Here is a 20,759-nt window from a genome sequence, read left to right as displayed (position 1 = left end):
AGCGGGATGACGAAAGAGCTCAGGCGTCTGAGCATCCTGATGCTCCTGATGTTCCTCGCCCTGTTCGCCTCGACCAGCGTGATCCAGGTCGTCCAGGCCGAGACGCTGGCCGAAAACGACCGCAATACCCGATCGCTCTACGACTCGTACGAGGTGCAGCGCGGCTCGATCATCGCCAGCGGTGCCGCGATCGCGTCCTCGGTGCCCTCGGACGACGTGTTCAGCTGGCAGCGGGTCTACGCCGACGCGCCCATGTGGGCACCGGTGACCGGCTACATCAATCCCGCCCTGGGCGCGGCGACCGGCCTGGAGCAGGCGATGAACCAGGAGCTGAGCGGCACCGCCGGATCCCAGTTCCTCGACCGCGTCGAGCGCATCTTCACCGGGCAGCCGCCGCGGGGCTCCAACGTCTTGGTCACCCTGGATGCCGACATCCAGCGGGCTGCGTATGACGCCCTGGGCACCCTGGAGGGCGCGGTCGTGGCGATCGAGCCGTCCACCGGCAAGGTGCTGGCGATGGTCACCAGCCCCAGCTTCGACACCAATCTGCTGGCCTCGCACAACACGAACGAGGTCAACGCCGTCTACGACCAGCTGGAGACGGACCCCGCGCACCCGCTGTTCAACCGCGCGATCGGCGGAGACCTGAACCCGCCGGGGTCGACCTTCAAGCTGGTCGTCGCCTCCGCCGCTCTCGCCTCCGGTGAGTGGACTGCGCAGTCTGCGCTGCCCAATCCCGCCTCCTACCAGCTACCGCAGTCCAGCAGCGTGGTCTTCAACGCCAGCGGCGGCACGTGCGGACCCGGCGAGACGGTGACGCTCGCCGATGCGCTGCGCCTCAGCTGCAACATCCCGTTCGCGGAGCTGGCGGTGCAGCTCGGCGACACCGCGATCCGCGAGGAGGCGGACAAGTACGGCTTCAACGCGGGGCTGTCCATTCCGCTGAAGGCGACACCCTCCAGCTATCCGCGGGGGCTGGATGATCCGCAGACGGCGCTCACCGGATTCGGCCAGGGACAGGTCACGGCGACTCCGCTTCAGATGGCGATGGTCTCGGCGGGCATCGCGAACAAAGGACTGGTCATGAACCCACGCATGGTCGACCAGGTCATCGGCGCCGATCTCTCGGTGCAGCAGAGCTTCCAGGACACCGAATTCGGACGAGCGCTGGATTCCGCGCTCGCCGCGGATCTCGCGGCGATGATGGTCGCCAATGTCAGTGACGGTGCTGCGTCGGGTGCAAGAATGGACGGGGTCGATGTGGGCGGCAAGACAGGCACCGCGGAGAACGGATCAGGTCAGCCGTACACACTGTGGTTCACCGGGTTCGCTCCCGCGGACAACCCGCAGGTGGCCGTTGCCGTCGTGATCGAAGACGGCGGCGGCGAGGGTCAGTCGGGCAGCGGCAATACGATCGCAGCACCGGTCGCGAAGAAGGTCATGGAGGCGGTGCTGGGACGATGAGACCGACGCAGGGAGTGACCTTCGGCGGCCGCTACGAGTTGGACTCGCGGATCGCGATCGGCGGCATGGGTGAGGTGTGGGAAGCGACGGACCACGTCATCGGACGTACCGTCGCCATCAAGATCCTCAAAGACGAGTACATGGGCGACCCGGGATTCCTGGAGCGGTTCCGCGCCGAGGCGCGTCACGCCGCTCTGGTGAACCACGAAGGCATCGCCAGCGTCTTCGACTACGGCGAGGAGGCCGGCAGTGCGTTCCTGGTGATGGAGCTCGTGCCCGGCGAGGCGCTGTCCACGATCCTCGAACGTGACGGATCGCTCTCGACCGACAAGACGCTCGACATCGTCGCGCAGACCTCCGCGGCGCTGCAGGCGGCGCATGCTGCCGGGCTCGTGCACCGAGACATCAAGCCGGGCAACCTGCTGATCACCCCGGACGGCCGCGTCAAGATCACCGACTTCGGCATCGCGCGCATCGCTGACCAGGTTCCGCTGACCGCGACCGGCCAGGTGATGGGCACCGTGCAGTACCTCTCACCCGAGCAGGCGTCCGGCCATCCCGCGTCGCCGGCCACCGACACCTACTCACTGGGCATCGTCGCGTACGAGTGCCTCGCCGGACGGCGGCCCTTCACCGGCGAGTCCCAGGTCGCCATCGCCATGGCCCAGATCAACGAGCAGCCGGCGCCGCTGCCGCCGACCGTGGCCGTGCCGGTGCAGAACCTGGTCATGGCCATGATCGCCAAGAAGCCCGAAGACCGCCCCGCGTCTGCGGCGGCGGTGGCCCGTGCGGCCACCGCACTGCGGCGGGGCGACGTGGCCGCCGCCGCAGCGGCGGTTCCGGCGGTCGCGACCGGTGCATCGACCGGCGACGACATGACCCAGCTGCTGACCTCGGCCGGGCAGACCGGCGCCGCGACGCGTCTGCTGCCGGCACCCGATGCCCCGGAGCAGACTCCGGAGCCCAAGAAGCGCAGCCCGTGGACCTGGCCGCTGATCGCCCTCATCGTGCTGCTGCTGCTGGTCCTGGGCGGCACGGTCTGGGCGTTCCTGGCCAATCAGCAGCCGGAACCGGCCCCCACGACGACTTCGGCGACTCCGACGGAAACCCCGCCGACGCCCACACCGACGCCGACCACGTCGACCATCCCGGTGGACACGCTCGGCCTGGAGGGGCTGGATTGCACCGAGGCGGCCACGCGGGCGCGCGATGCGGGCGTGGATGCCGTGGACTGCGTCGCGGGAGACCCGGCTCCGACCGCGAACGATGTCAACAAGGTCTACCGCGTGAGCCCATCGGGCAACATTCCGCCCTCGCAGCTGCTGACGCTGACGTACTACGTGGATCAGGTGGCTCTGCCCGCTCCGGCCGCGCCGACCATGGAGGGAACCGTGGTCGCCGGCGAGGAGACGCAGATCTCCTGGTCGGGATACACCTGTCCCTCCGGAACGGGCCAGGTCAGCGCGTACAACTTCACGGCCGTGCATGGGACGTTCTCGAGCACCGGTCAGTCCACGGCCGCGTTCGGTCCGAACGACCGCAACGGTCGGCTGCTGGCCGACAACAGCCCCGGTCAGACGATCATCGTGACCTATACCGTGACGTGCTCGGGCGGTTCGGCCGGGCAGCGCGAGAGCGGGCCCTCCGGCGAAGCGAACGCGCAGATCCAGCCGTCCGCACCGGATCCCACGCCGACCCCGTAAGCGTTCGATTCAGTGAGTCGAGCCGCAGCGGTTAGGCTGGCTCTGTTCCACCCAGGGAGTGACCGTGACAGCTGAGCCGCGCGTGCTTTCGGGGCGCTACCGAGTCGACGAGCTCATCGGTCGTGGCGGTATGGCCACCGTCTATCGCGGGTACGACCTGACCCTCGGTCGGCAGGTGGCCATCAAGCTGCTGAACCGGGACCTCGCCAACGACAATGCGTTCCGCACACGCTTCCGCCTGGAAGCTCAGGCTGCCTCGCGAATGGCGCATCCCACGATCGTGCGCGTCTTCGATGCCGGCGAAGACACCGAGATGGGCCCGGACGGCACGGTGCGGCCGGTGCCGTACATCGTCATGGAGCTGGTCCACGGCGCGCTCCTGAAGGACATCATCAGCGCCGGCCCGGTACCCGTGCCGGACGCCGTGCGCTATGTGGACGGCATCCTGGAGGCGCTGGAGTATTCGCACCGCGCCGGTGTGGTGCACCGCGACATCAAGCCCGGAAACGTCATGGTCACCGACGCCGGCCAGGTCAAGGTGATGGACTTCGGCATCGCCCGCGCGGTGTCGGACTCGTCCTCGACGGTCGCCGAGACCACGGCGATCCTGGGCACCGCCGCGTACTTCTCGCCCGAGCAGGCCAAGGGCGAGCCGGTCGACGCGCGGGCGGACGTGTACTCGGCCGGTGTGGTCCTGTACGAGCTGGTGACCGGCCGTCCCCCGTTCCGCGGCGAATCGCCGGTCGCGGTCGCCTACCAGCACGTCAGCGAGGCACCCCTGCCACCGTCCGAGGTGAATGAGTCGGTCCCGCGCACGCTGGATGCGGTGATCCTCCGTGCGCTCGCGAAGGATCCGTTCCAGCGCTACCAGGATGCCGCCGCGTTCCGCGAGGCCCTCGACGCGACGGTGGGCGGCAAGGTGCCGTCCAAGAAGGCGGTCGGCGCCCTGACCAGCGAGCTGTACGGCCCCAACCCGCGGCAGGCCGCCGAGACGGCGCGATCCCTCCGTCAGCTCAGCACCGACACCACCATGAAGCGGACCCAGGCGGGCCCGCCGGTGGCCTGGATCTGGGCGAGCGTGGCCATCCTTGCCGTGCTGCTGATCTCCGTGCTCTTCTGGGTCCTGTCCATCCGGCCCGGAACCGACGTGCCGTCCAACGCGCGACTGGTTCCCGATGTCGCCGGTATGACCTACGAGCGCGCGAGCGTGGAGATCGGCGACGAGGATCTGACCGCCTTCCGCGTGGACGAGCCGAACTCCAGCGTCGCGGTGGGAAATGTCATCCGCACCGACCCCGGCGCGGGCGCCTCGGTAAGCCCCGGCCAGGAGGTGCGTGTCTACGTGTCCACCGGGCAGGCGACCACGACCGTCCCGACTCTGGAGGGGCTCGGTCAGGATGCCGCGGCGGCCGCACTCGCCGACGCGGATCTCGCGCTGGGCGCGGTCACCCCGCGCAACGATCCGGCGCTGGGGGCCGGCACGATCATCTCGGCCGATCAGCCGGCGGGGGCCAAGCTCCCGGTCGGAGCGACGGTGAACGTCGTGGCGGCCACCGGACGCGTCGTGATCAACGACGTCACCGGATACACGCTCGAGGCGGCCACCCGCGAGCTCGAGGGGCCGGAATCCCAGCTCGTCGTCACCGCCCAGGAGGATCCCTCGTGCACGGCCGTGGACCCGCCGGTCGTCAGGACGCAGTCGATCGCACCGGGTGAGGCGCCGATCCACTCCGACGTGATCCTCACCTACTGCTCCGGACCCTGATCGGCCGCGCATCCGGGAACGCTCGGGCAGCGCGGTCGATGCCGTGTGCGGGCAGGGTGGGTCGTCGGGTCAGCGCCGCGGATGCAGCGCGGCGCCGCGGGCGGACGCGTCGGCGAAGCCGACGGATTCGAGCCAGTTGCCCAGCAGGCGGTGGCCGCCCTCGGTGAGCACGGCCTCCGGGTGGAACTGGACGCCCTGGATCGGCGCCGTCCGATGCGCGATGCCCATGATGACGCCGCTGTCGGTCTGACTCGTGACGACCAGCTCCGCCGGCAGCGTGCCAGGGACGATCGCGAGCGAGTGATACCGGGTCGCCGTGAACGGACTGGGCAGCCCCGCGTAGAGGGGATCGTCGTCGTGCTCCACCAGGGAGACCATTCCGTGCATGAGTTCGGGGGCATGAGCCACCGTCGCACCGTACGCCTCGGCGATGGCCTGATGGCCGAGGCAGACGCCCAGCAGCGGGATCCGGGCGGTCGCGGCGGCTCGCACCACTGCGATCGACGCTCCCGCGCGCGCCGGAGTGCCGGGACCGGGTGAGACGAGCACGCCCCGGTAGTCCGCGATGACGGATGCCGCGGCATCCGTCGCGATCGCATCCGCCTCGACGAGGTCCGTGTCCGCACCGAGCTCGTGGAGGTACCCGACGAGCGTGTGGACGAAGCTGTCGTGATTGTCCACGACGAGGATCGGCGCGCTCACCTCAGCCGCCCGGGTGCGCACTCAGCCAACGGTGACGTCCTGGGGGTTGACGATCTCGCCGATCCAGGGGAATGCGTAGAAGAACAGGCCGTACAGCACCGCAGCGATCAGGACCAGCAGAATGAGGAGCCGAACCCACCACGGGCCGGGCAGGACTCGCCATAGCGCCGCGTACATCAGGCGGTCACTCCTTCGGTGAGGGATGCCGGTGGCCCGGCCGAGCGTGGGGTGAACGACTCGAACACGCCGTACGCGATCACGCGTTCGGAGAATCCGTAGCGCGGACTGCATGTGGTCATCGTGATGAGCTTGTCGGTCGCCGTCGCATCGTCGACCTGTGGCACCGGCAGCAGCACCTCGACCTGGTCGGGCTGGACGTATTCGAGGTTGCGGAACCGGTAGGTGTACCAGCCGTCGGCGGTCTCCACCACGATCGCATCGTTCACCCGAAGCGCGGGCAGGTCCTGGAAGGGAGCTCCATGGCTGCCGCGGTGGCCGGCGACGGCGAAGTTGCCCGTCGCCCCGGGCATGGACGTGCCCGGGTAGTGCCCGATGCCGATGGGGTTGAGCGTGACCGATGCGTCCACCCCGCCGGCCATGTTGAAGAAGTAATCCGGGCCCAACCGCGGGATCCGCATGATGCCGAAGATCTCGCCCTCTGCCGGCTCGGCAAGGATCGGCGCCTCCACGGGGGTCGGCTCGATGGGGTCGGCGACGGGCGGCTCGTTGGGTGCGGTGGGCTGCGCACTGCTCGTCGGCGGCTCGGTCGGCTCCTGTGAGGCCCACTGCTCAGACAGCGACTTCGCCTCGTCCTTGAACTGGGCGCCGATGATGAGGTCCCCGATCCACAGTTGCCACGACACGTACAGCAGCGCGATCACGCCGACCGTGATGAAGAGCTCGCCCAGGACGCCCATGATCGAGAGGCCTCGTCGCGACGGTGGATTCCTGCGCCGATCGCGTCGCGTCGGGGTGTTGCGCCCGTCGTCGTTCGTCGCCTCGTCCACAGGTGGATTCTAAGCCAGTGCCGCTGTGGTCCCGCCGGGAGCCGGGTCCGGGCGATCGCCGGGCCGCCTGGGGCGGCAGGGTAGGATATCGCTATGGCGCGACCCGGCAAAGACGACGACTCCCTCGTGGAGCGCACCGAAAGCGAAGCCGCACCCAACCCGGTGTGGTTCAAGCCGATCATGATCGGCCTGATGCTGGTCGGGCTGGTCTGGGTGCTGGTGTTCTATCTGAGCGGCCAGCAGTTCCCCATTCCCGGCGTCGGTGCCTGGAACCTCGTCATCGGATTCGGCATCGCCTTCGTCGGATTCCTCATGACGACACGCTGGCGCTGACGCCCATCCGCACACCACCGGCTCGGGAATTACACCGGTGTGATTCATCCCCAGCTGTGGATGAATCTGTGGATAACTCTTGCCGCGTGAACGGGGCAAGGTCGAGTAGCGCGCAGAGCGCGCGTATCGAGGCCCCGCGTGAGCGGATCACCCGTAGATCAGCGGCGGCACCAGCAGCAGCGCGAACAGCCCCACCGTGATGGCGGCGAGCAGCCACAGCTGCAGGGCCCGGCGTCGAACCGATCGCGTCCGCGCGTAGACCAGGCCGACCAGCGCACCGACGGCGAGACCGCCGATGTGCGCCTGCCACGCGACCTGGAAGCCCGGGACGAAGCCGATCACCAGGTTGATGCCCAGGATCAGGACGATGCCGCGGATGTTGGCGCCGATGTGCCGACCGATCACCAGCAGCGCGCCGAGCAGGCCGAAGACCGCACCGGATGCGCCGACCACCCAGATGCCCGGAGCGATGAGCGCCACGCCCACCGAGCCGCCGAGTCCACCCAGCAGGTACAGCGCGAGGAACCGCCAGCGTCCCAGCAGCGGTTCCAGGCTGCGGCCGATCATCCACACGGCGAGCATGTTGAGCCCGACGTGGAAGAAGCCGCTGTGCACGAGCAGCACGGTGAACAGACGCCACGGCTGAAAAGGTGCGACACCCCACGCCGGCATGACGAACAGACTGTTGAAGGCGAGCAGCTCCTGGACGGCCAGTCCCGGGATCAACTGCGTCAGGTAGACCAGCAGCGTGAGCCCGATGATCCCGTAGGTCACCAGCGGCCGGGAGTCGGCGACGGTGACGGCCCGCGGACGGGTCCAGCGTCGTTCGGCCTTGCGCTGCGCCGCGGTCTGGCTCTTCTGCTGCTCGCCCATGCACTCCGGGCAGATCACGCCGACCGCGCCCTGCGTCTGGCACTCCGGACAGACCGTGCGCAGACATCGCTGGCACAGCACGAAGCTCTGCCGGTCGGGATGCCGGTAGCAGTAGTTGTCGCTGTTGCCAGCGAAATCAGGCGAGGTCACGCGCGGTGCGAGGTCCTAGACGGCGACGACGTCGACCGACTGCAGCACGACGGGCTCGAGCGGACGGTCGCCGGCTGCCGTGGGCAGTGCGCTGATCGTGTCGACCACGGCCTTGGAGGCGTCATCGGCGACCTCGCCGAAGATGGTGTGCTTGCCCTGCAGCCACTCCGGTCCGCGTCCGCCCTGACCGGGGACCGTGATGAAGAACTGCGAACCGTTGGTGCCCTCGGGCTGACCGGTGATCGCGTTGCGTCGCAGACCTGCATTGGCCATCGCCAACTTGTACGGCGCGGTGAAGGTCAGCTCGCCGTTGATCTCGTCGTTGAAGTTGTAGCCCGGGCCGCCGGTGCCCTGTCCGAGCGGGTCGCCGCCCTGGATCATGAACCCCGAGATGATGCGGTGGAACACGACGTCCTTGTACAGCGGGCCGGTGCCGGGCTTTCCGCTTGCCGGGTCGGTCCACTCCTTTGATCCGTCGGACAGCCCGATGAAGTTCGCGACCGTCTGGGGAGCGTGGTCTCCGAAGAGGTTGACGACGATGTCGCCGTAGTTGGTGTGCAGGGTGGCTACCGCTGTGTGCTGAGGCATGTCATCCATTCTCTCAGAGTTCCGTGGGAACCCTCCCGTCCCGGGTGCGGTCTGGCAAGATGGGAAAACTACTACCCCCGGCCTTTGGGAGGGCAACCGTGAGCGTCAACCGCAAGCGCAAGAAGGAACTCCGCCGACTCCAGGTGCAGGCGAACAATCTCTGGGAGTCACAGCAGGTCCTCGTCGGCGAAGCCGCGAACGTGGCGCGCGAGGCCAGCAGGCAGCTCGGCCACTTCGGTCGCGAACAGGTCGTGCCCTCGGTGCAGGCGGGTTACGGAAAGTATGCCGCCCCTTATGTCGACAAGGGGATGCAGTTCTCCAAGCACGTGCTGAGCGACAAGGTCGTCCCCACCGCCGGAGCCGTGGTCGGATCCGCGCTGTCGGTGTGGGACGCCGCGAACGACACCCGTTCGCGTCTCACCACCGGTAAGGGGTTCGCGCTCCCGGATGCTGCAGCGTATGCGAAGAAGGCCGACAAGTACGGCGCGCAGGCATCCAAGCGCATGGCGCAGAAGCTGCGCGTCCTCGACCCGCCCAAGAAGGGCATCGGCGCCGGAGGCGTCGTCGCGATCATCCTGGGTGTCGTGGCTGCTGTCGGCGTGGTCTACGCGGCCTGGCAGACGCTTCGGGCCGACGATGAGCTGTGGGTCGCCGACGACCCGCTGCGCGCACCCGACGCCTGAGCGGAATCGACGAAGAGCCCTGCCATTCGGTGGGGCTCTTCTTCGTCGCTAGCCTGGGACGATGAACGACGCCATGGACCCGACGGCGCGGGTCCGCGCTGCCGCTGCGGCCCGCGGACTGCCCATCCAGATACGGCAGCGCCCGGCAGCGAACAGCCTCGCCGAGGCGGCCGAGCTGCTCGGCATCCCTCCTGCGGGAATCGTCAAGACACTCGTGGTCAAGCGCAGCGATGACACCTATCTGTTCGCGCTCATCCCCGGCGACCGCGCGATCTCCTGGCCGAAGCTGCGCGCTGTGGTCGGCGTGAACAAGCTGCAACTGCCCGATCCGGCCCGGGCGCTGGCGGCGACCGGCTATGAGCGGGGCACGATCGTGCCCATCGGCAGCATCCACGACTGGCCCGTCTTCGCCGACGAGCGCATCGTCGGCCAGCGTGTCGCCATGGGCGCCGGCGCCCATGGCTACAGCCTGTTCGTGGAGGCCGATGACCTCATCGGTGCGTACGGCGCATCCGTGGCCGACATCTCGCAGTCGATCCCGTAGCTTCCGGCGCCTCAGTCGCGGCGCGCCATCTTCAGCGCGATGTCCACCAGCTTGACCCGGTGCAGCGTGTGCAGGCTCTGCAGCAGGAACCACCCCGCGCGATCGGTGGACCCGTTGGTCTCGTTGCGCAGTCGGCCGCCGATCACCCTCGCGCGGTACACGATGCGAAGGGCGTGCAGGGGACCCGTGGCACCGGGTGTGAGCCGTCGTGCGGCCGGAATCACCCGCGAGTGGATGCCGAGGAGCTCGCCCACGGCCACCCGGTAGCCCGTCTCCTCGCGCACTTCACGGCGCACGGCATGCACCGGATCCTCGCCGGGATCCAGCCCGCCCCCGGGAAGAGTCCACGCCGCACGGCGCCCCTCGTTCCAGTGGGCCAGCAGCATCCGATCATCGGCGTCGATGATGACGGCGTACGCCGCGACCCGCGTGTCCATGGCTCGACTCTACCGACGAGCGATCGCGGGAGCCGATCGAATCCCTCCACCCGGAAACCCAAGAAGCACCGACCCTGACGGGCCGGTGCTTCTTGCACTGTGGAGCCTAGGAGATTCGAACTCCTGACATCCTGCTTGCAAAGCAGGCGCTCTACCAACTGAGCTAAGGCCCCGGACTTGTGGGGCTACCAGGACTTGAACCTGGGACCTCTTCATTATCAGTGAAGCGCTCTAACCGCCTGAGCTATAGCCCCGTTTTCGCTGCGACGCGAGCGCCGTCAACCTGCAAGACTTTACCCGAATCGCGGGCATTTGACGAATCCGGGCCACGGGCGCGCATCGCCCGCCGTCTGTGCGCCGCCGAGGCGACCCGGAGTCGGCATCAGTTCGAGGTGAACCCGACCAGCAGGCCGCCGGTCACCTTGACCGCAAGGTTGTAGATCCCGGCGATGACCGCGCCCAGCACGGTGACGACGACGAGGTTCAGGATGGCCACGATCGCGGCGAACGCCATCACCTGCGGCAGTCCGATGAACGCCGTGATGGAGATCCCACCGTCCGAGAAGCTCTGGAAGAACTCGTCGACCTTGCCGATCAGGCCCGTGGTCCGAACGATCAGATAGACCAGGAAGAAGCTCACCACGGTGACGATCGCGAGGGCGACGGCGGCCAGGAACGACAGCTTCACCGCCGACCAGAAGTCGACGTACACCAGGCGGAGGCGCACCTGCTTGGCGCTGGTCTTGTGGCTGGACTTCTTTGCGAGCTTGTCGGCTACGGTGCTCATGCGTCAGTACTCTCTTCGGGGGTCTCGGCGGAGGCCTCGGGTGTGCCGGGCACGAGAACTGCTTCCGTGTCGGCGGCCTCTGATGTCTCGGTGAGGCCACGCTCTCCGTTGCGGGCGATCGCGATGATGCGATCATCGTCGTCGGCGCGGGTGAAGACGACGCCCATGGTGTCGCGACCCTTGGCAGGGACCTCGGCCACGGCAGAGCGTACCACCTTGCCACTGGCAAGAACCACCAAGACCTCGTCGTCCTCGGAGACCATCAAACCGCCGGCCAGGACGCCCCGATCGTCGCTCAGACGCGCCACCTTGATGCCCAATCCGCCGCGGCTCTGGCGGCGGTACTGCTCGATGGCGGTGCGCTTGGCGTACCCGCCATCGGTGACCACGAAGACGAAGGCGCCGGGCTCGGCGACGGATGCGGACAGGAGGCTGTCCCCCTCGCGGAAGGACATCCCCTTCACTCCCTCGGTGGAGCGTCCCATCGGCCGCAGCGAATCGTCGGTGGCGACGAAGCGGAGCGACATCCCGTGACGGCTGATGAGCAGGATGTCATCGCCTTCCTCGACCAGCAGTGCACTGGTCACTTCGTCACCCTCGCGCAGCCGGATCGCGATGACCCCGCCTTGGCGGTTGGTGTCGTACTCGGTGAGCCGCGTCTTCTTGACGAGTCCGCTGCGCGTGGCCAGCACGAGATAGGTGGCCACGCTGTAGTCCCGGATGTCGAGGATCTGTGCGATCTCCTCATCCGGCTGCAGCGCCAGCAGGTTCGCGACGTGCTGGCCCTTCGCATCGCGGCCGGCCTCCGGCACCTCGTACGCCTTCGCGCGGTACACCCGGCCCTTGGTGGTGAAGAACAGGAGCCAGTGGTGGGTCGTGGTGACGAAGAAGTGCTCCACCACGTCGTCGGCGCGCAGCTGCGCGCCCTTGACTCCTCGACCGCCGCGGTGCTGCTGGCGGTAGTTGTCGCTGCGGGTGCGCTTGATGTAGCCGTCGCGGGTGACGGTGATGACCATCTCCTCCTCGGGGATCAGGTCCTCGATCGACATGTCGCCGTCGTAGCCGGGCAGGATCTGGGTGCGTCGATCGTCACCGAACCGCTCGACGATCGAGGTGAGCTCGTCGCGGATGATCGTGCGCTGACGCACCGGGTCGGCCAGGATCGCCTTGAAGTCCGCGATCTGCGACTCCAGCTCCGCCGCCTCGTCGATGATCTTCTGACGCTCCAGGGCTGCCAGGCGACGCAGCTGCATCGTCAGGATCGCGTCCGCCTGGATGTCGTCGATCTCCAGCAGCGCCTTCAGGCCTTCGCGGGCGTCGTCCACGGTCGGTGAACGGCGGATGAGCGCGATCACCTCGTCGAGCGCGTCAAGCGCCTTCAGATAGCCGCGCAGGATGTGCATGCGCTCCTCCGCCTTGCGCAGCCGGAACTGCGTGCGGCGGACGATGACCTCGATCTGGTGATCGATCCAGTGCGTGATGAACCCGTCCAGCGGCAGCGTGCGCGGCACGCCGTCCACGATCGCGAGCATGTTCGCGCCGAAGTTCTCCTGCAGCTGGGTGTGCTTGTACAGGTTGTTCAGCACGACCTTCGCGACGGCATCCCGTTTCAGGACGATCACCAGTCGCTGCCCGGTGCGCCCGGAGGACTCGTCGCGGATATCGGCGATGCCGGTGATCTTGCCCTCGCGGGCGAGGTCGCTGATCTTGACGGCGACGTTGTCGGGGTTGACCTGATAAGGCAGCTCGGTGATCACCAGGCAGGTGCGGCCCTGCACCTCTTCGACGTTCACGACGGCACGCATCGTGATCGAGCCGCGCCCGGTGCGGTAGGCGTCCTTGATGCCCCGGGTGCCGAGGATCTGCGCGTGCGTCGGGAAGTCCGGCCCGGGGATGCGCTCCATGAGCGCTTCGAGCAGCTCCTCGCGGTTGGCGTCCGGATGGGCCAGCGCCCACAGTGCCCCGCTGGCGACCTCGCGGAGGTTGTGCGGCGGGATGTTCGTGGCCATTCCGACGGCGATGCCGACCGAGCCGTTGACCAGGAGGTTGGGGAAGCGCGCGGGCAGGACGACCGGCTCACGGGTCTGACCGTCGTAGTTGTCCTGGAAGTCGACGGTCTCTTCTTCGATGTCGCGCACCATCTCGAGCGCGAGCTGAGCCATCTTGGTCTCGGTGTACCGCGGCGCAGCGGCGCCCTGGTTGCCGGGGGAGCCGAAGTTTCCCTGACCCTGCGCCAGCGGGTAGCGCAACGACCACGGCTGCACGAGGCGCACCAGTGCGTCGTAGATCGGCGCGTCGCCGTGCGGGTGGTAGTGACCCATCACCTCGCCCACGACGCGTGCGCACTTGGAGAAGGACTTGTCCGGGCGGAAGCCGCCGTCGTACATCGCGTAGATGACGCGGCGGTGCACGGGCTTCAGGCCGTCCTCGACGCGGGGCAGCGCGCGCCCGATGATCACGCTCATCGCGTAGTCGAGGTAGCTGCGCTGCATCTCGGCCTGCAGATCGATCTGGTCGATGCGGCCGTGGTTGTGCTCGGGGACGGCGGGGCGTGATTCGTCAGTCATCGGTTTCGTTTCGTTTCTTCGCAGCCGGGATCACAGAGGCATCCGATCGGGGGATCAGATGTCGAGGAAGCGGACGTCTTTCGCGTTGCGCTGGATGAACCCGCGGCGGGACTCGACGTCCTCGCCCATCAGGATGGTGAAGATCTCGTCGGCCGACGCGGCGTCGTCGATCGTCACCTGCCGCAGCGTGCGGGTCTCCGGATCCATGGTGGTCTCCCACAGTTCCTTGTCGTTCATCTCACCCAGACCCTTGTACCGCTGGATCGCGTTGTCCTTGGGGATGCGCTTGCCGGTGGCGAGGCCCTCGGCCAGCAGCGCGTCCCGCTCCCGGTCGCTGTAGACGTACTCATGCGGCGAGTTCGACCACTTCAGGCGGAACAGCGGCGGCTGGGCGAGGTAGACGAAGCCCGCTTCGATCAGTCCGCGCATGTAGCGGAACAGCAGCGTGAGCAGCAGTGTCGTGATGTGCTGGCCGTCCACGTCGGCATCGGCCATCAGCACGATCTTGTGGTACCGCGCCTTGGCGATGTCGAACTCTTCGCCGATGCCGGTGCCGAACGCCTGGATCATCGCCTGGACTTCTTTATTGCCCAGGGCGCGGTCCAAGCGGGCGCGCTCGACGTTGAGGATCTTGCCCCGCAGGGCGAGGATCGCCTGCGTGTGCGGGTCGCGGCCCTGCACCGCCGAGCCGCCGGCCGAGTCGCCCTCCACCAGGAAGATCTCGCTGATCGAGGGGTCCTTGCTCGTGCAGTCCTTGAGCTTGTCGGGCATGGCGGCGCTCTCGAAGACGCTCTTGCGACGCGCCGTCTCGCGGGCCTTCCGTGCGGCCAGTCGTGCAGTGGCCGCATCGATCGCCTTGCGCACGACGTTCTTGGCCTGCGCGGGGTTGCGGTCGAACCAGTCCCCGAGCCGATCTCCGACGACCTTCTGCACGAACGCCTTGGCCTCGGTGTTGCCGAGTTTCGTCTTGGTCTGGCCCTCGAACTGCGGTTCGGACAGCTTCACCGAGATGACCGCGGTCAGTCCCTCGCGCACGTCGTCGCCGGAGAGGTTCTCGTCCTTCTCCTTGAGCAGGCTGTTCGCGCGCGCGTACTTGTTCACCAGGGTGGTCAGCGCGGCGCGGAATCCTTCTTCATGCGTGCCGCCCTCGTGCGTGTTGATGGTGTTGGCGTAGGTGAAGACGTTCTCGGTGTACGAGGTCGTCCACTGCATCGCCACCTCGAGCGCGATCTTGCGTTCGGTGTCCTCGGTCTCGAAGTCGATGATGTCCTCGTGCACATGCTCGGCCTTGCGCACTCGATTGAGGTATTCGACGTAGTCCACCAACCCGCGCTCGTACAGGAAGCTGTCGTTCGGCTGCTGCAGCACGACTTCGCCGGGCGCCACCTCTTCTTGGTATGCCGCACCGGGTCGCTCGTCGACCAGGTCGATGCGCAGTCCCTTGTTCAGGAACGCCATCTGCTGGAAGCGCGTGCGCAGCGTGTCGTAGTCGAAGTCGATCGTCTCGAAGATCGACTCGTCAGGCCAGAACGTGATTGTCGTCCCGGTCTCAGAGCTCTCCTCGGCACGTTCCAGAGGTGCCTGCGGGACACCCCCGTCACGGTAGGACTGGCGCCACACGTAGCCCTGACGGCGCACCTCCACCTCCAGCCGGCTCGACAGGGCGTTGACCACGGACGAACCGACGCCATGCAATCCGCCGGAGACCGCATAACCGCCGCCGCCGAATTTTCCCCCGGCGTGCAGCACGGTCAGCACGACCTCCACCGTCGATCGGCCCTCGGCCTGGTGCATGTCCACCGGGATGCCGCGGCCGTTGTCGACGACGCGCACTCCGCCGTCGGGCAGGATCGTCACGGCGATGGTGTCGCAGTACCCGGCGAGGGCCTCGTCGACGGAGTTGTCGACGATCTCCTGGACGAGGTGGTGCAGTCCGCGCGGCCCGGTCGAGCCGATGTACATGCCCGGTCGCTTGCGAACCGCTTCGAGTCCCTCGAGAACCTGGATGTCCTCGGCCCCGTACCGCACGTGTGTCCGCTCGGCCGGTTCTGGTACCTCGGAATGCTGATCGGATTGCTCGGGCAGGCTGTCAGGGGTATCAGACGACATATTTTCGGCGCGCTCCACATCGTAATTCCGGGCCCCCCCAGTCTACCAAGGAACGCGTCGGTCCCGCGCCATGTGCGGCTCTGTGGCGCGTTGGATTTCGTCCGGATAGGACAGGAGGTATCTCAGCCGTAGGTATCGCGCGGACCACGCCCTGGAGTCGTTCTGGGACCCCATTTCCAAGAGGGGACGTCCGGCCCGATAAAGCGGATGCCGTCCACCCCGGCTTCGGGGAACCTCCGGACGATCTCGGAGAGGATCTGCGAACGCATCAGCTGAAGCTGCTTGGCCCACGCCGTCGAGTCGGCCTGAACGGTCAGAGTGCCCTCCGTGAACGCGATCGGACGGGTATGCCGGGCGGTGTCCTCACCGGCGACCTCGGCCCACGTCCGCACGACGTCCTCGCGGGCCAGCTGCGAGTCCCAGCCCGCGTCACGGGTGAGGTCGGCCAGGACATCGGCGACGCCCTTCGGATCGCGACCGGGGGTGAACGGGGCATTCTCATCATCCGGTCCGCGGCGACGACGTTTCCGGTACGTGCGGGCGGACGGCTCGAGTCCGCGCAGCCGAAGATATGTCGCAACCGTCTCGGGAACCGGCTCGGCCTCGACCGATTCCCGGCGCGCACCGCGACCGTGCGGGACGCCGGACTGCTCCGGAACGTCCTGGTCAGGCATCCGTCGCCGCCAGCACCCGACCCGCTTCGACCCGGACGACGCGAGCGCGGAGCGCGGAGGGCACGTCCTCTTCCACCGCGGCGGTGACGATGACCTGTTCGTAGTCCGCGGTGAGCTGAGCCAGCCGCCCGCGGCGGTCGGTGTCGAGCTCGGCGAACACATCGTCCAGGATCAAGACGGGATCTCCCAACCGGGAATCGGCGCGCAGAAGATCTGCCGACGCCAAGCGAAGGCCCAGCGCGAAGGACCAGGATTCGCCGTGCGATGCGTAGCCCTTGACCGGCAGACCGCGCACGCTCAGCAGCAGGTCATCGCGGTGCGGGCCCACGAGCGTCAAACCCCGATCGAGCTCGGCGGCGCGCTTGTCGGCGAGCGCCTGTCGGAACTGCTCCGCGATCAGACCGCCCTGCGGCTGCGCGGCCGACGGCGCCGCATCCTCTTCGGGGTCGCCGCCTCGCACCGACAGCACCCACTCGATCCGGGGGCCATGGTCGGCGCCGGCGATCGCGGCGTACGCGGCGGTCAGCGGTCCGCTCAGGTCCGCGGCGAGGGCGAGCCGCGCCTGGATCAGCTCGGTGCCGAGTGCGACCAGCTTGTCGTCCCACACATCGAGCGTCGACAGCTGGTCACCGCGGATGCCGCGGGCGCGTGCGGATTTGAGCAGAGCCGTCCGCTGCCGCAGCACGCGGTCGTAATCGGACAGGACACCCGCGAACCGCGGCGATCGCTGCACGAGGAGCTGATCCATGAAGCGCCGGCGGGACGACGGATCGCCGCGCACGATGTGAAGGTCCTCGGGCGCGAACAGCACGACCTGTGCATAGCGCGGCAGATCCGAGCTCTTGACCGGGGCTCCGTTGACACGCGCCTTGTTCGCACCCTGCCGGTTCAACTGCACTTCCAGCAGCATCCGCCGCTCATCGTGGGCGAGCCTGGCGCGGATGATCGCGGCATCCGCACCGTCGCGGACCATCGGCGCGTCGGTGGAGACGCGGTGCGAGCCGAGGGTGGCGAGAAACGCGATCGCCTCGGCCAGATTGGTCTTGCCCTGGCCGTTGCGGCCGACGAACACGTTCGGACCCGGGCTCAGCGCGACATCGGCGACCGCATAGTTGCGGAAGTCGACGAGGCTCAGATGCTCAACGATCACTGTGCAACCCTAAGACCGCAGTCGGACGTTCTCATCCCGCTCGCGGCGGATGCGCCCGCTTCGCGTCACCGCAGCAGCAGGTTCGGCTGCAGCAGGTACTTGAAGGACTCGGTGCCGTCCTTGTCGACGGAAGTCTGCGGGGTGATCAGCACAGGGCTGAGCTTGTTCGCGTTGTCGCTCGATGTGAACGTGATCCGCACGAACTCGCTCTTGACCGCGCCGAGCGACTCGAGCAGATACTGCGGGTTCAGGCCCAGCGTGACATCCTCGCCCACCAGGTGGGCGTCCACGGACTCGGATGCCCGCGCCTGCTCGGTGCCGGAGGCATCCATCGAAACGCTGTCCGTTGTGAACGTGAAACGCAGCGGCGCCGACCGGTCCAGGACGAGCGAGACACGACGTACGGCCTCGGCCAGCTCGGCGGTGTTCAGAACCGCGTGATGTTCGGTCTGCTCCGGAAAAAGGCGACGGACCGGGGGGAAGTTGCCCTTGATCAGCAGTGAGGTCACGGTCTTGTTGCCGGCCGTGAACGCGATGATCTCGCGGTCTCCGGACCCGGAGAAGGCAATCGAGATGTCGCCGCCGTGCGCGAAGGTCTTGCCGACCTCGGTCAGCGTCCGTGCCGGTACGAGCGCGGTGGTCGGCTCTTCGGTCGCCGTGGACCCGCCATCCCAGGGGATCTCGCGGAGCGCGACGCGATAGCGGTCGGTGGCGACCAGGCTCAGCTGCGTGCCGGAGACCTCGAGCTGCACGCCGGTGAGCACCGGGGTCACGTCATCACGCGACGCGGCGAATGCGACCTGCGCGATCGCTGTCGCGAAGTCTTCGGCGGGCACCAGACCGGTGTCTCCGGAAACTTCGGGGATCGCGGGGTACTCCTGCACCGGCATCGAGGCCAGCGTGAAGCGTGCCGATCCGCAGGTCAGCACGATGCCGCCGTCGTCATCGACCTCGACCTGGATCGGCGCGTTGGGGAGCCGGCTGGCGATCTCAGAGAGCAGCCGGCCGTGCACCAGAATCGTGCCCGGATCATCGACTGTTGCTTCGATGGTGGTGCGCGCGGACGCTTCGTAGTCGAATGCGGCGAGCGACAGTCCGCTCTCGGACGCTTCGATCAGGACCCCGGCCAGAATCGGCTGGGGGTTGCGCTGCGGCAGGAGCTTGACGACGAACGACACGGCTTCGCTGAACACATCGCGATTGACGTGGAACCTCACTGGCGCTCCCTTGACATCGGCGTGGGCTCTCCCATGCTAGTGCCCAGCATGCCGCCGCCCGCAGACCACGGCCGGAGAGGGTTCGGCCACCGTCAAGGTGATCGAACGGTTTCCCATTAACTATTTCTCTGTCATCTTCTTAACGCCTGTGGAAACTGTGGATAACTCGAGCGATCCGGGTCGGGAGAGGGAAACTACAACCGTGTGAGTTGTGGACGGGCTGCGGATTGAGCGCCGTCGGAATTACAAGAATCGGCGCTCCACTGCTGGCTCCTCCACAGCTTCGCCGCGATTGCACACAACGTTTCCGCAGCGCCGCGGAGTTATCCACAGGTTTTCCACATGTGAAGAACCGGGATGATTGCGCTCCGGCGAGGGTCTGTCAAGCACCTCTTGAGGCATACGTCACAGTCGACGGGTCGACGAAACAGCGACTGGTCGGCTCTGGGCGCCAGGGCGCGGCGAAGGCGCTTCAGCGCGCGTTGCGGCCGAGCTGAGCGGTGATCTCGGAGACCTGGTTGTAGATGGAGCGGCGCTCCTTCATCAGGTCGCTGATCTTCTTATAGGCATACATCACGGTCGTGTGATCACGGTTTCCGAACAGATGCCCGATCTTGGGCAGGGAGAGACTCGTCCGCTCGCGGCACAGATACATGGCGATCTGGCGTGCCGTGGCAATGGACTGCGACCGGCTCGAACCGTAGAGGTCATCGACCGAGAGCTTGAAGTACTGCGCCGTGGCCGTGATGATGTCCGTCGGCGAAATGACGTTGGCGTCATCCTGATCGATGATGTCCCGCAGCACCGTCTGGGCGAGGGACATGTCCAGAGTCGAGCGATTGAGGCTCGCGAAGGCGGAGACGCGGATCAGAGCGCCCTCCAGTTCGCGGATGTTGGAGGACACCACCGTGGCGATGTACTCGAGAACCTCGTCCGGAATCTGCAGGCGCTCGCTCTGTGCCTTCTTCCGGAGGATCGCGATGCGCGTTTCCAGGTCCGGCGCCTGGACGTCGGTGATCAGACCCCATTCGAAGCGGCTGCGCATCCGGTCCTCGAACCCGGTGAGGTGCTTGGGCGGCACGTCGCTGGTGATCACGACCTGCTTGTCGTGATCGTGCAGCGTGTTGAAGGTGTGGAAGAACGCTTCCTGGGTCTCGGCCCGGCCCTGCAGAAACTGGATGTCGTCGATGAGCAGGATGTCAACGTCACGGTAGCGGGCCTGGAAGGCCGATCCGCGGTTGTTCGCGATCGAGTTGATGAAGTCGTTCGTGAACTCTTCGCTGGAGACGTAGCGGACGCGGATGCCGGCGTAGAGACTCAGCGCGTAGTCGCCGATCGCGTGCAGAAGGTGGGTCTTGCCCAGCCCAGAATCGCCGTAGATGAACAGCGGGTTATAGGCCTTTGCGGGGGCCTCGGCCACCGCAACCGCGGCCGCGTGCGCAAAGCGGTTCGACTGCCCGATCACGAAGTTGTCGAAGGTGTACTTCGGATTCAGACGCGTGTCGCTGCGGGACGCGGCGGCTGCGGCATCCATTGTCTCTTCGATGTGCTGCCGCACTGGGGCGGCCGGAGCAGGCGCCGAGGCCTGCATCTGATTCGGAGCGGCGACGCGGGCGTCGGCCAGTTCCGGATTGACCACGACGCGGAACGCCGTCGCCGACGGATCATGATTCTGATCCTGGTCGACTTTGGTCAGCGCCTCCATGATCGGCGTCCGCATGCGCTTGTTGATCTGCGCGGCGGTCAGATCGTTCGGCACGTCCAGGTAGAGGGTTCCCCCCATCACACCCTGGGGAACGGCGAGACTGAGGAAACCTTGCAGCTGCGGGGTGACCCGGTCGTCCCCGGCGAGCTGGTCGAGCACGGCTGACCAGACGGGAACATCTGGAAGTTCGTGCGATGACATGGGACCCCCGGGTGTATTGACGCGCCTCAGGTGTGAAACGGTGATCGTCACGTCCAGCCTGTGGATAACTGCCCGTGCCAGGCTAGTTCGCGGGCGTGGC

The 20,759-nt window shown here is 67.3% G+C and carries 19 protein-coding genes and 2 tRNA genes; 6 read left to right on the top strand and 15 right to left on the bottom strand.

All coding sequences use genetic code 11. The features are described from left to right. The first annotated feature begins 6 nt into the window (after window positions 1–6). From QNO12_RS00105 to pknB, 3 genes are all read left to right on the top strand, one after another. The gene (locus QNO12_RS00105) at window positions 7–1,464 is read left to right on the top strand and encodes a peptidoglycan D,D-transpeptidase FtsI family protein (RefSeq protein ID WP_257500946.1); all 1,458 of its coding nucleotides are present in this window, start codon (window positions 7–9) and stop codon (window positions 1,462–1,464) included. Then, window positions 1,461–3,167: a serine/threonine-protein kinase gene (locus tag QNO12_RS00100; protein WP_257500947.1), complete on the top strand. Its 1,707-nt coding sequence runs from the start codon at window positions 1,461–1,463 to the stop codon at window positions 3,165–3,167. Before QNO12_RS00105 ends, QNO12_RS00100 begins: the two co-directional genes overlap by 4 nt. Window positions 3,168–3,231: 64 nt before the next feature. Further along, entirely contained in the window at window positions 3,232–4,932 is a 1,701-nt protein-coding gene (gene pknB / locus QNO12_RS00095) for a Stk1 family PASTA domain-containing Ser/Thr kinase (protein WP_257500948.1), read from the top strand. Window positions 4,933–5,001: 69 nt separating this feature from the next. Here the strand turns inward: pknB and QNO12_RS00090 are convergent, their stop codons facing one another. The 3 genes from QNO12_RS00090 to QNO12_RS00080 are packed head-to-tail and all read right to left on the bottom strand — an operon-like array spanning window position 5,002 to window position 6,641. Beyond that, window positions 5,002–5,634, bottom strand: a complete 633-nt coding sequence (locus QNO12_RS00090; RefSeq protein WP_257500949.1) for a glutamine amidotransferase-related protein — start codon at window positions 5,632–5,634, stop codon at window positions 5,002–5,004. 21 nt (window positions 5,635–5,655) lie between these two features. Then, window positions 5,656–5,811 carry a hypothetical protein gene (locus QNO12_RS00085; protein WP_257500950.1) on the bottom strand — a complete coding sequence of 52 codons (156 nt, stop codon included), beginning with the start codon at window positions 5,809–5,811 and terminating at the stop codon, window positions 5,656–5,658. Continuing rightward, window positions 5,811–6,641, bottom strand: coding sequence for a class E sortase (locus tag QNO12_RS00080; protein WP_257500951.1), 831 nt, complete (start codon window positions 6,639–6,641; stop codon window positions 5,811–5,813). Before QNO12_RS00080 ends, QNO12_RS00085 begins: the two co-directional genes overlap by 1 nt. 93 nt (window positions 6,642–6,734) lie before the next feature. On the opposite strand from QNO12_RS00080, the gene QNO12_RS00075 reads away from it, so the two are divergent. Then, window positions 6,735–6,974, top strand: a complete 240-nt coding sequence (locus QNO12_RS00075; RefSeq protein ID WP_257500952.1) for a cell division protein CrgA — start codon at window positions 6,735–6,737, stop codon at window positions 6,972–6,974. Between the two features lie 147 nt (window positions 6,975–7,121). On the opposite strand, the gene QNO12_RS00070 is transcribed toward QNO12_RS00075, so the two are convergent. Further along, the gene (locus QNO12_RS00070) at window positions 7,122–7,997 is read right to left on the bottom strand and encodes a rhomboid family intramembrane serine protease (RefSeq protein WP_257500953.1); all 876 of its coding nucleotides are present in this window, start codon (window positions 7,995–7,997) and stop codon (window positions 7,122–7,124) included. 15 nt (window positions 7,998–8,012) lie between these two features. After that, complete coding sequence (locus QNO12_RS00065; RefSeq protein ID WP_257500954.1) at window positions 8,013–8,585, bottom strand: peptidylprolyl isomerase; 573 nt, start codon at window positions 8,583–8,585, stop codon at window positions 8,013–8,015. Between the two features lie 98 nt (window positions 8,586–8,683). Here QNO12_RS00065 and QNO12_RS00060 point away from each other — a divergent pair, with 98 nt between their 5' ends. Both QNO12_RS00060 and QNO12_RS00055 read left to right on the top strand, forming a co-directional pair. Continuing rightward, window positions 8,684–9,268, top strand: coding sequence for a DNA helicase (locus QNO12_RS00060; protein WP_257500955.1), 585 nt, complete (start codon window positions 8,684–8,686; stop codon window positions 9,266–9,268). A 61-nt stretch (window positions 9,269–9,329) separates the two neighbouring features. Further along, window positions 9,330–9,812 carry an aminoacyl-tRNA deacylase gene (locus tag QNO12_RS00055; RefSeq protein WP_374761003.1) on the top strand — a complete coding sequence of 161 codons (483 nt, stop codon included), beginning with the start codon at window positions 9,330–9,332 and terminating at the stop codon, window positions 9,810–9,812. 11 nt (window positions 9,813–9,823) lie between these two features. On the opposite strand, the gene QNO12_RS00050 is transcribed toward QNO12_RS00055, so the two are convergent. From QNO12_RS00050 to dnaA, 10 genes are all read right to left on the bottom strand, one after another. After that, a complete protein-coding gene (locus tag QNO12_RS00050; RefSeq protein ID WP_257500956.1) occupies window positions 9,824–10,249 on the bottom strand; it encodes an NUDIX hydrolase in 426 nt (141 codons plus the stop codon). 100 nt (window positions 10,250–10,349) lie between these two features. Beyond that, window positions 10,350–10,422: transfer RNA gene (locus tag QNO12_RS00045), tRNA-Ala, on the bottom strand. A gap of 7 nt (window positions 10,423–10,429) precedes the next feature. Further along, window positions 10,430–10,503: transfer RNA gene (locus QNO12_RS00040), tRNA-Ile, on the bottom strand. 128 nt (window positions 10,504–10,631) lie between these two features. After that, complete coding sequence (locus QNO12_RS00035) at window positions 10,632–11,036, bottom strand: DUF3566 domain-containing protein (RefSeq protein ID WP_257500957.1); 405 nt, start codon at window positions 11,034–11,036, stop codon at window positions 10,632–10,634. Further along, window positions 11,033–13,603, bottom strand: coding sequence for a DNA gyrase subunit A (gene gyrA, locus QNO12_RS00030; RefSeq protein WP_257500958.1), 2,571 nt, complete (start codon window positions 13,601–13,603; stop codon window positions 11,033–11,035). The genes QNO12_RS00035 and gyrA overlap by 4 nt, the downstream gene beginning before the upstream one ends. A 54-nt stretch (window positions 13,604–13,657) precedes the next feature. After that, on the bottom strand, window positions 13,658–15,712 hold the full coding sequence (gene gyrB, locus QNO12_RS00025) for a DNA topoisomerase (ATP-hydrolyzing) subunit B (RefSeq protein ID WP_257500959.1): 2,055 nt from the start codon (window positions 15,710–15,712) through the stop codon (window positions 13,658–13,660). A 122-nt stretch (window positions 15,713–15,834) separates the two neighbouring features. Further along, on the bottom strand, window positions 15,835–16,386 hold the full coding sequence (locus tag QNO12_RS00020; protein WP_257500960.1) for a DciA family protein: 552 nt from the start codon (window positions 16,384–16,386) through the stop codon (window positions 15,835–15,837). After that, window positions 16,379–17,536 carry a DNA replication/repair protein RecF gene (gene recF / locus QNO12_RS00015; RefSeq protein WP_257500961.1) on the bottom strand — a complete coding sequence of 386 codons (1,158 nt, stop codon included), beginning with the start codon at window positions 17,534–17,536 and terminating at the stop codon, window positions 16,379–16,381. Before recF ends, QNO12_RS00020 begins: the two co-directional genes overlap by 8 nt. Before the next feature lie 65 nt (window positions 17,537–17,601). Beyond that, window positions 17,602–18,753, bottom strand: coding sequence for a DNA polymerase III subunit beta (gene dnaN, locus QNO12_RS00010; RefSeq protein ID WP_257500962.1), 1,152 nt, complete (start codon window positions 18,751–18,753; stop codon window positions 17,602–17,604). A gap of 472 nt (window positions 18,754–19,225) precedes the next feature. Further along, window positions 19,226–20,659: a chromosomal replication initiator protein DnaA gene (gene dnaA / locus QNO12_RS00005; RefSeq protein ID WP_257500963.1), complete on the bottom strand. Its 1,434-nt coding sequence runs from the start codon at window positions 20,657–20,659 to the stop codon at window positions 19,226–19,228. Window positions 20,660–20,759: the final 100 nt, after the last annotated feature.

The sequence above is a fragment of the Microbacterium sp. zg-B185 genome (assembly GCF_030246885.1).
Taxonomy (GTDB): domain Bacteria; phylum Actinomycetota; class Actinomycetes; order Actinomycetales; family Microbacteriaceae; genus Microbacterium.
This window is presented reverse-complemented; position numbering and strand designations above follow the sequence as displayed.

Coding starts and splice junctions, on each gene's coding strand:
- QNO12_RS00105 (WP_257500946.1), top strand. CDS start 7: ATGACGAAAGAGCTCAGGCGTCTGAGCATCCTGATGCTCCTGATGTTC.
- QNO12_RS00100 (WP_257500947.1), top strand. CDS start 1,461: ATGAGACCGACGCAGGGAGTGACCTTCGGCGGCCGCTACGAGTTGGAC.
- QNO12_RS00085 (WP_257500950.1), bottom strand. CDS start 5,811: ATGTACGCGGCGCTATGGCGAGTCCTGCCCGGCCCGTGGTGGGTTCGG.
- QNO12_RS00075 (WP_257500952.1), top strand. CDS start 6,735: ATGGCGCGACCCGGCAAAGACGACGACTCCCTCGTGGAGCGCACCGAA.
- QNO12_RS00065 (WP_257500954.1), bottom strand. CDS start 8,585: ATGCCTCAGCACACAGCGGTAGCCACCCTGCACACCAACTACGGCGAC.
- QNO12_RS00055 (WP_374761003.1), top strand. CDS start 9,330: ATGAACGACGCCATGGACCCGACGGCGCGGGTCCGCGCTGCCGCTGCG.
- QNO12_RS00050 (WP_257500956.1), bottom strand. CDS start 10,249: ATGGACACGCGGGTCGCGGCGTACGCCGTCATCATCGACGCCGATGAT.
- QNO12_RS00035 (WP_257500957.1), bottom strand. CDS start 11,036: ATGAGCACCGTAGCCGACAAGCTCGCAAAGAAGTCCAGCCACAAGACC.
- gyrA (WP_257500958.1), bottom strand. CDS start 13,603: ATGACTGACGAATCACGCCCCGCCGTCCCCGAGCACAACCACGGCCGC.
- gyrB (WP_257500959.1), bottom strand. CDS start 15,712: ATGTCGTCTGATACCCCTGACAGCCTGCCCGAGCAATCCGATCAGCAT.
- QNO12_RS00020 (WP_257500960.1), bottom strand. CDS start 16,386: ATGCCTGACCAGGACGTTCCGGAGCAGTCCGGCGTCCCGCACGGTCGC.
- dnaA (WP_257500963.1), bottom strand. CDS start 20,659: ATGTCATCGCACGAACTTCCAGATGTTCCCGTCTGGTCAGCCGTGCTC.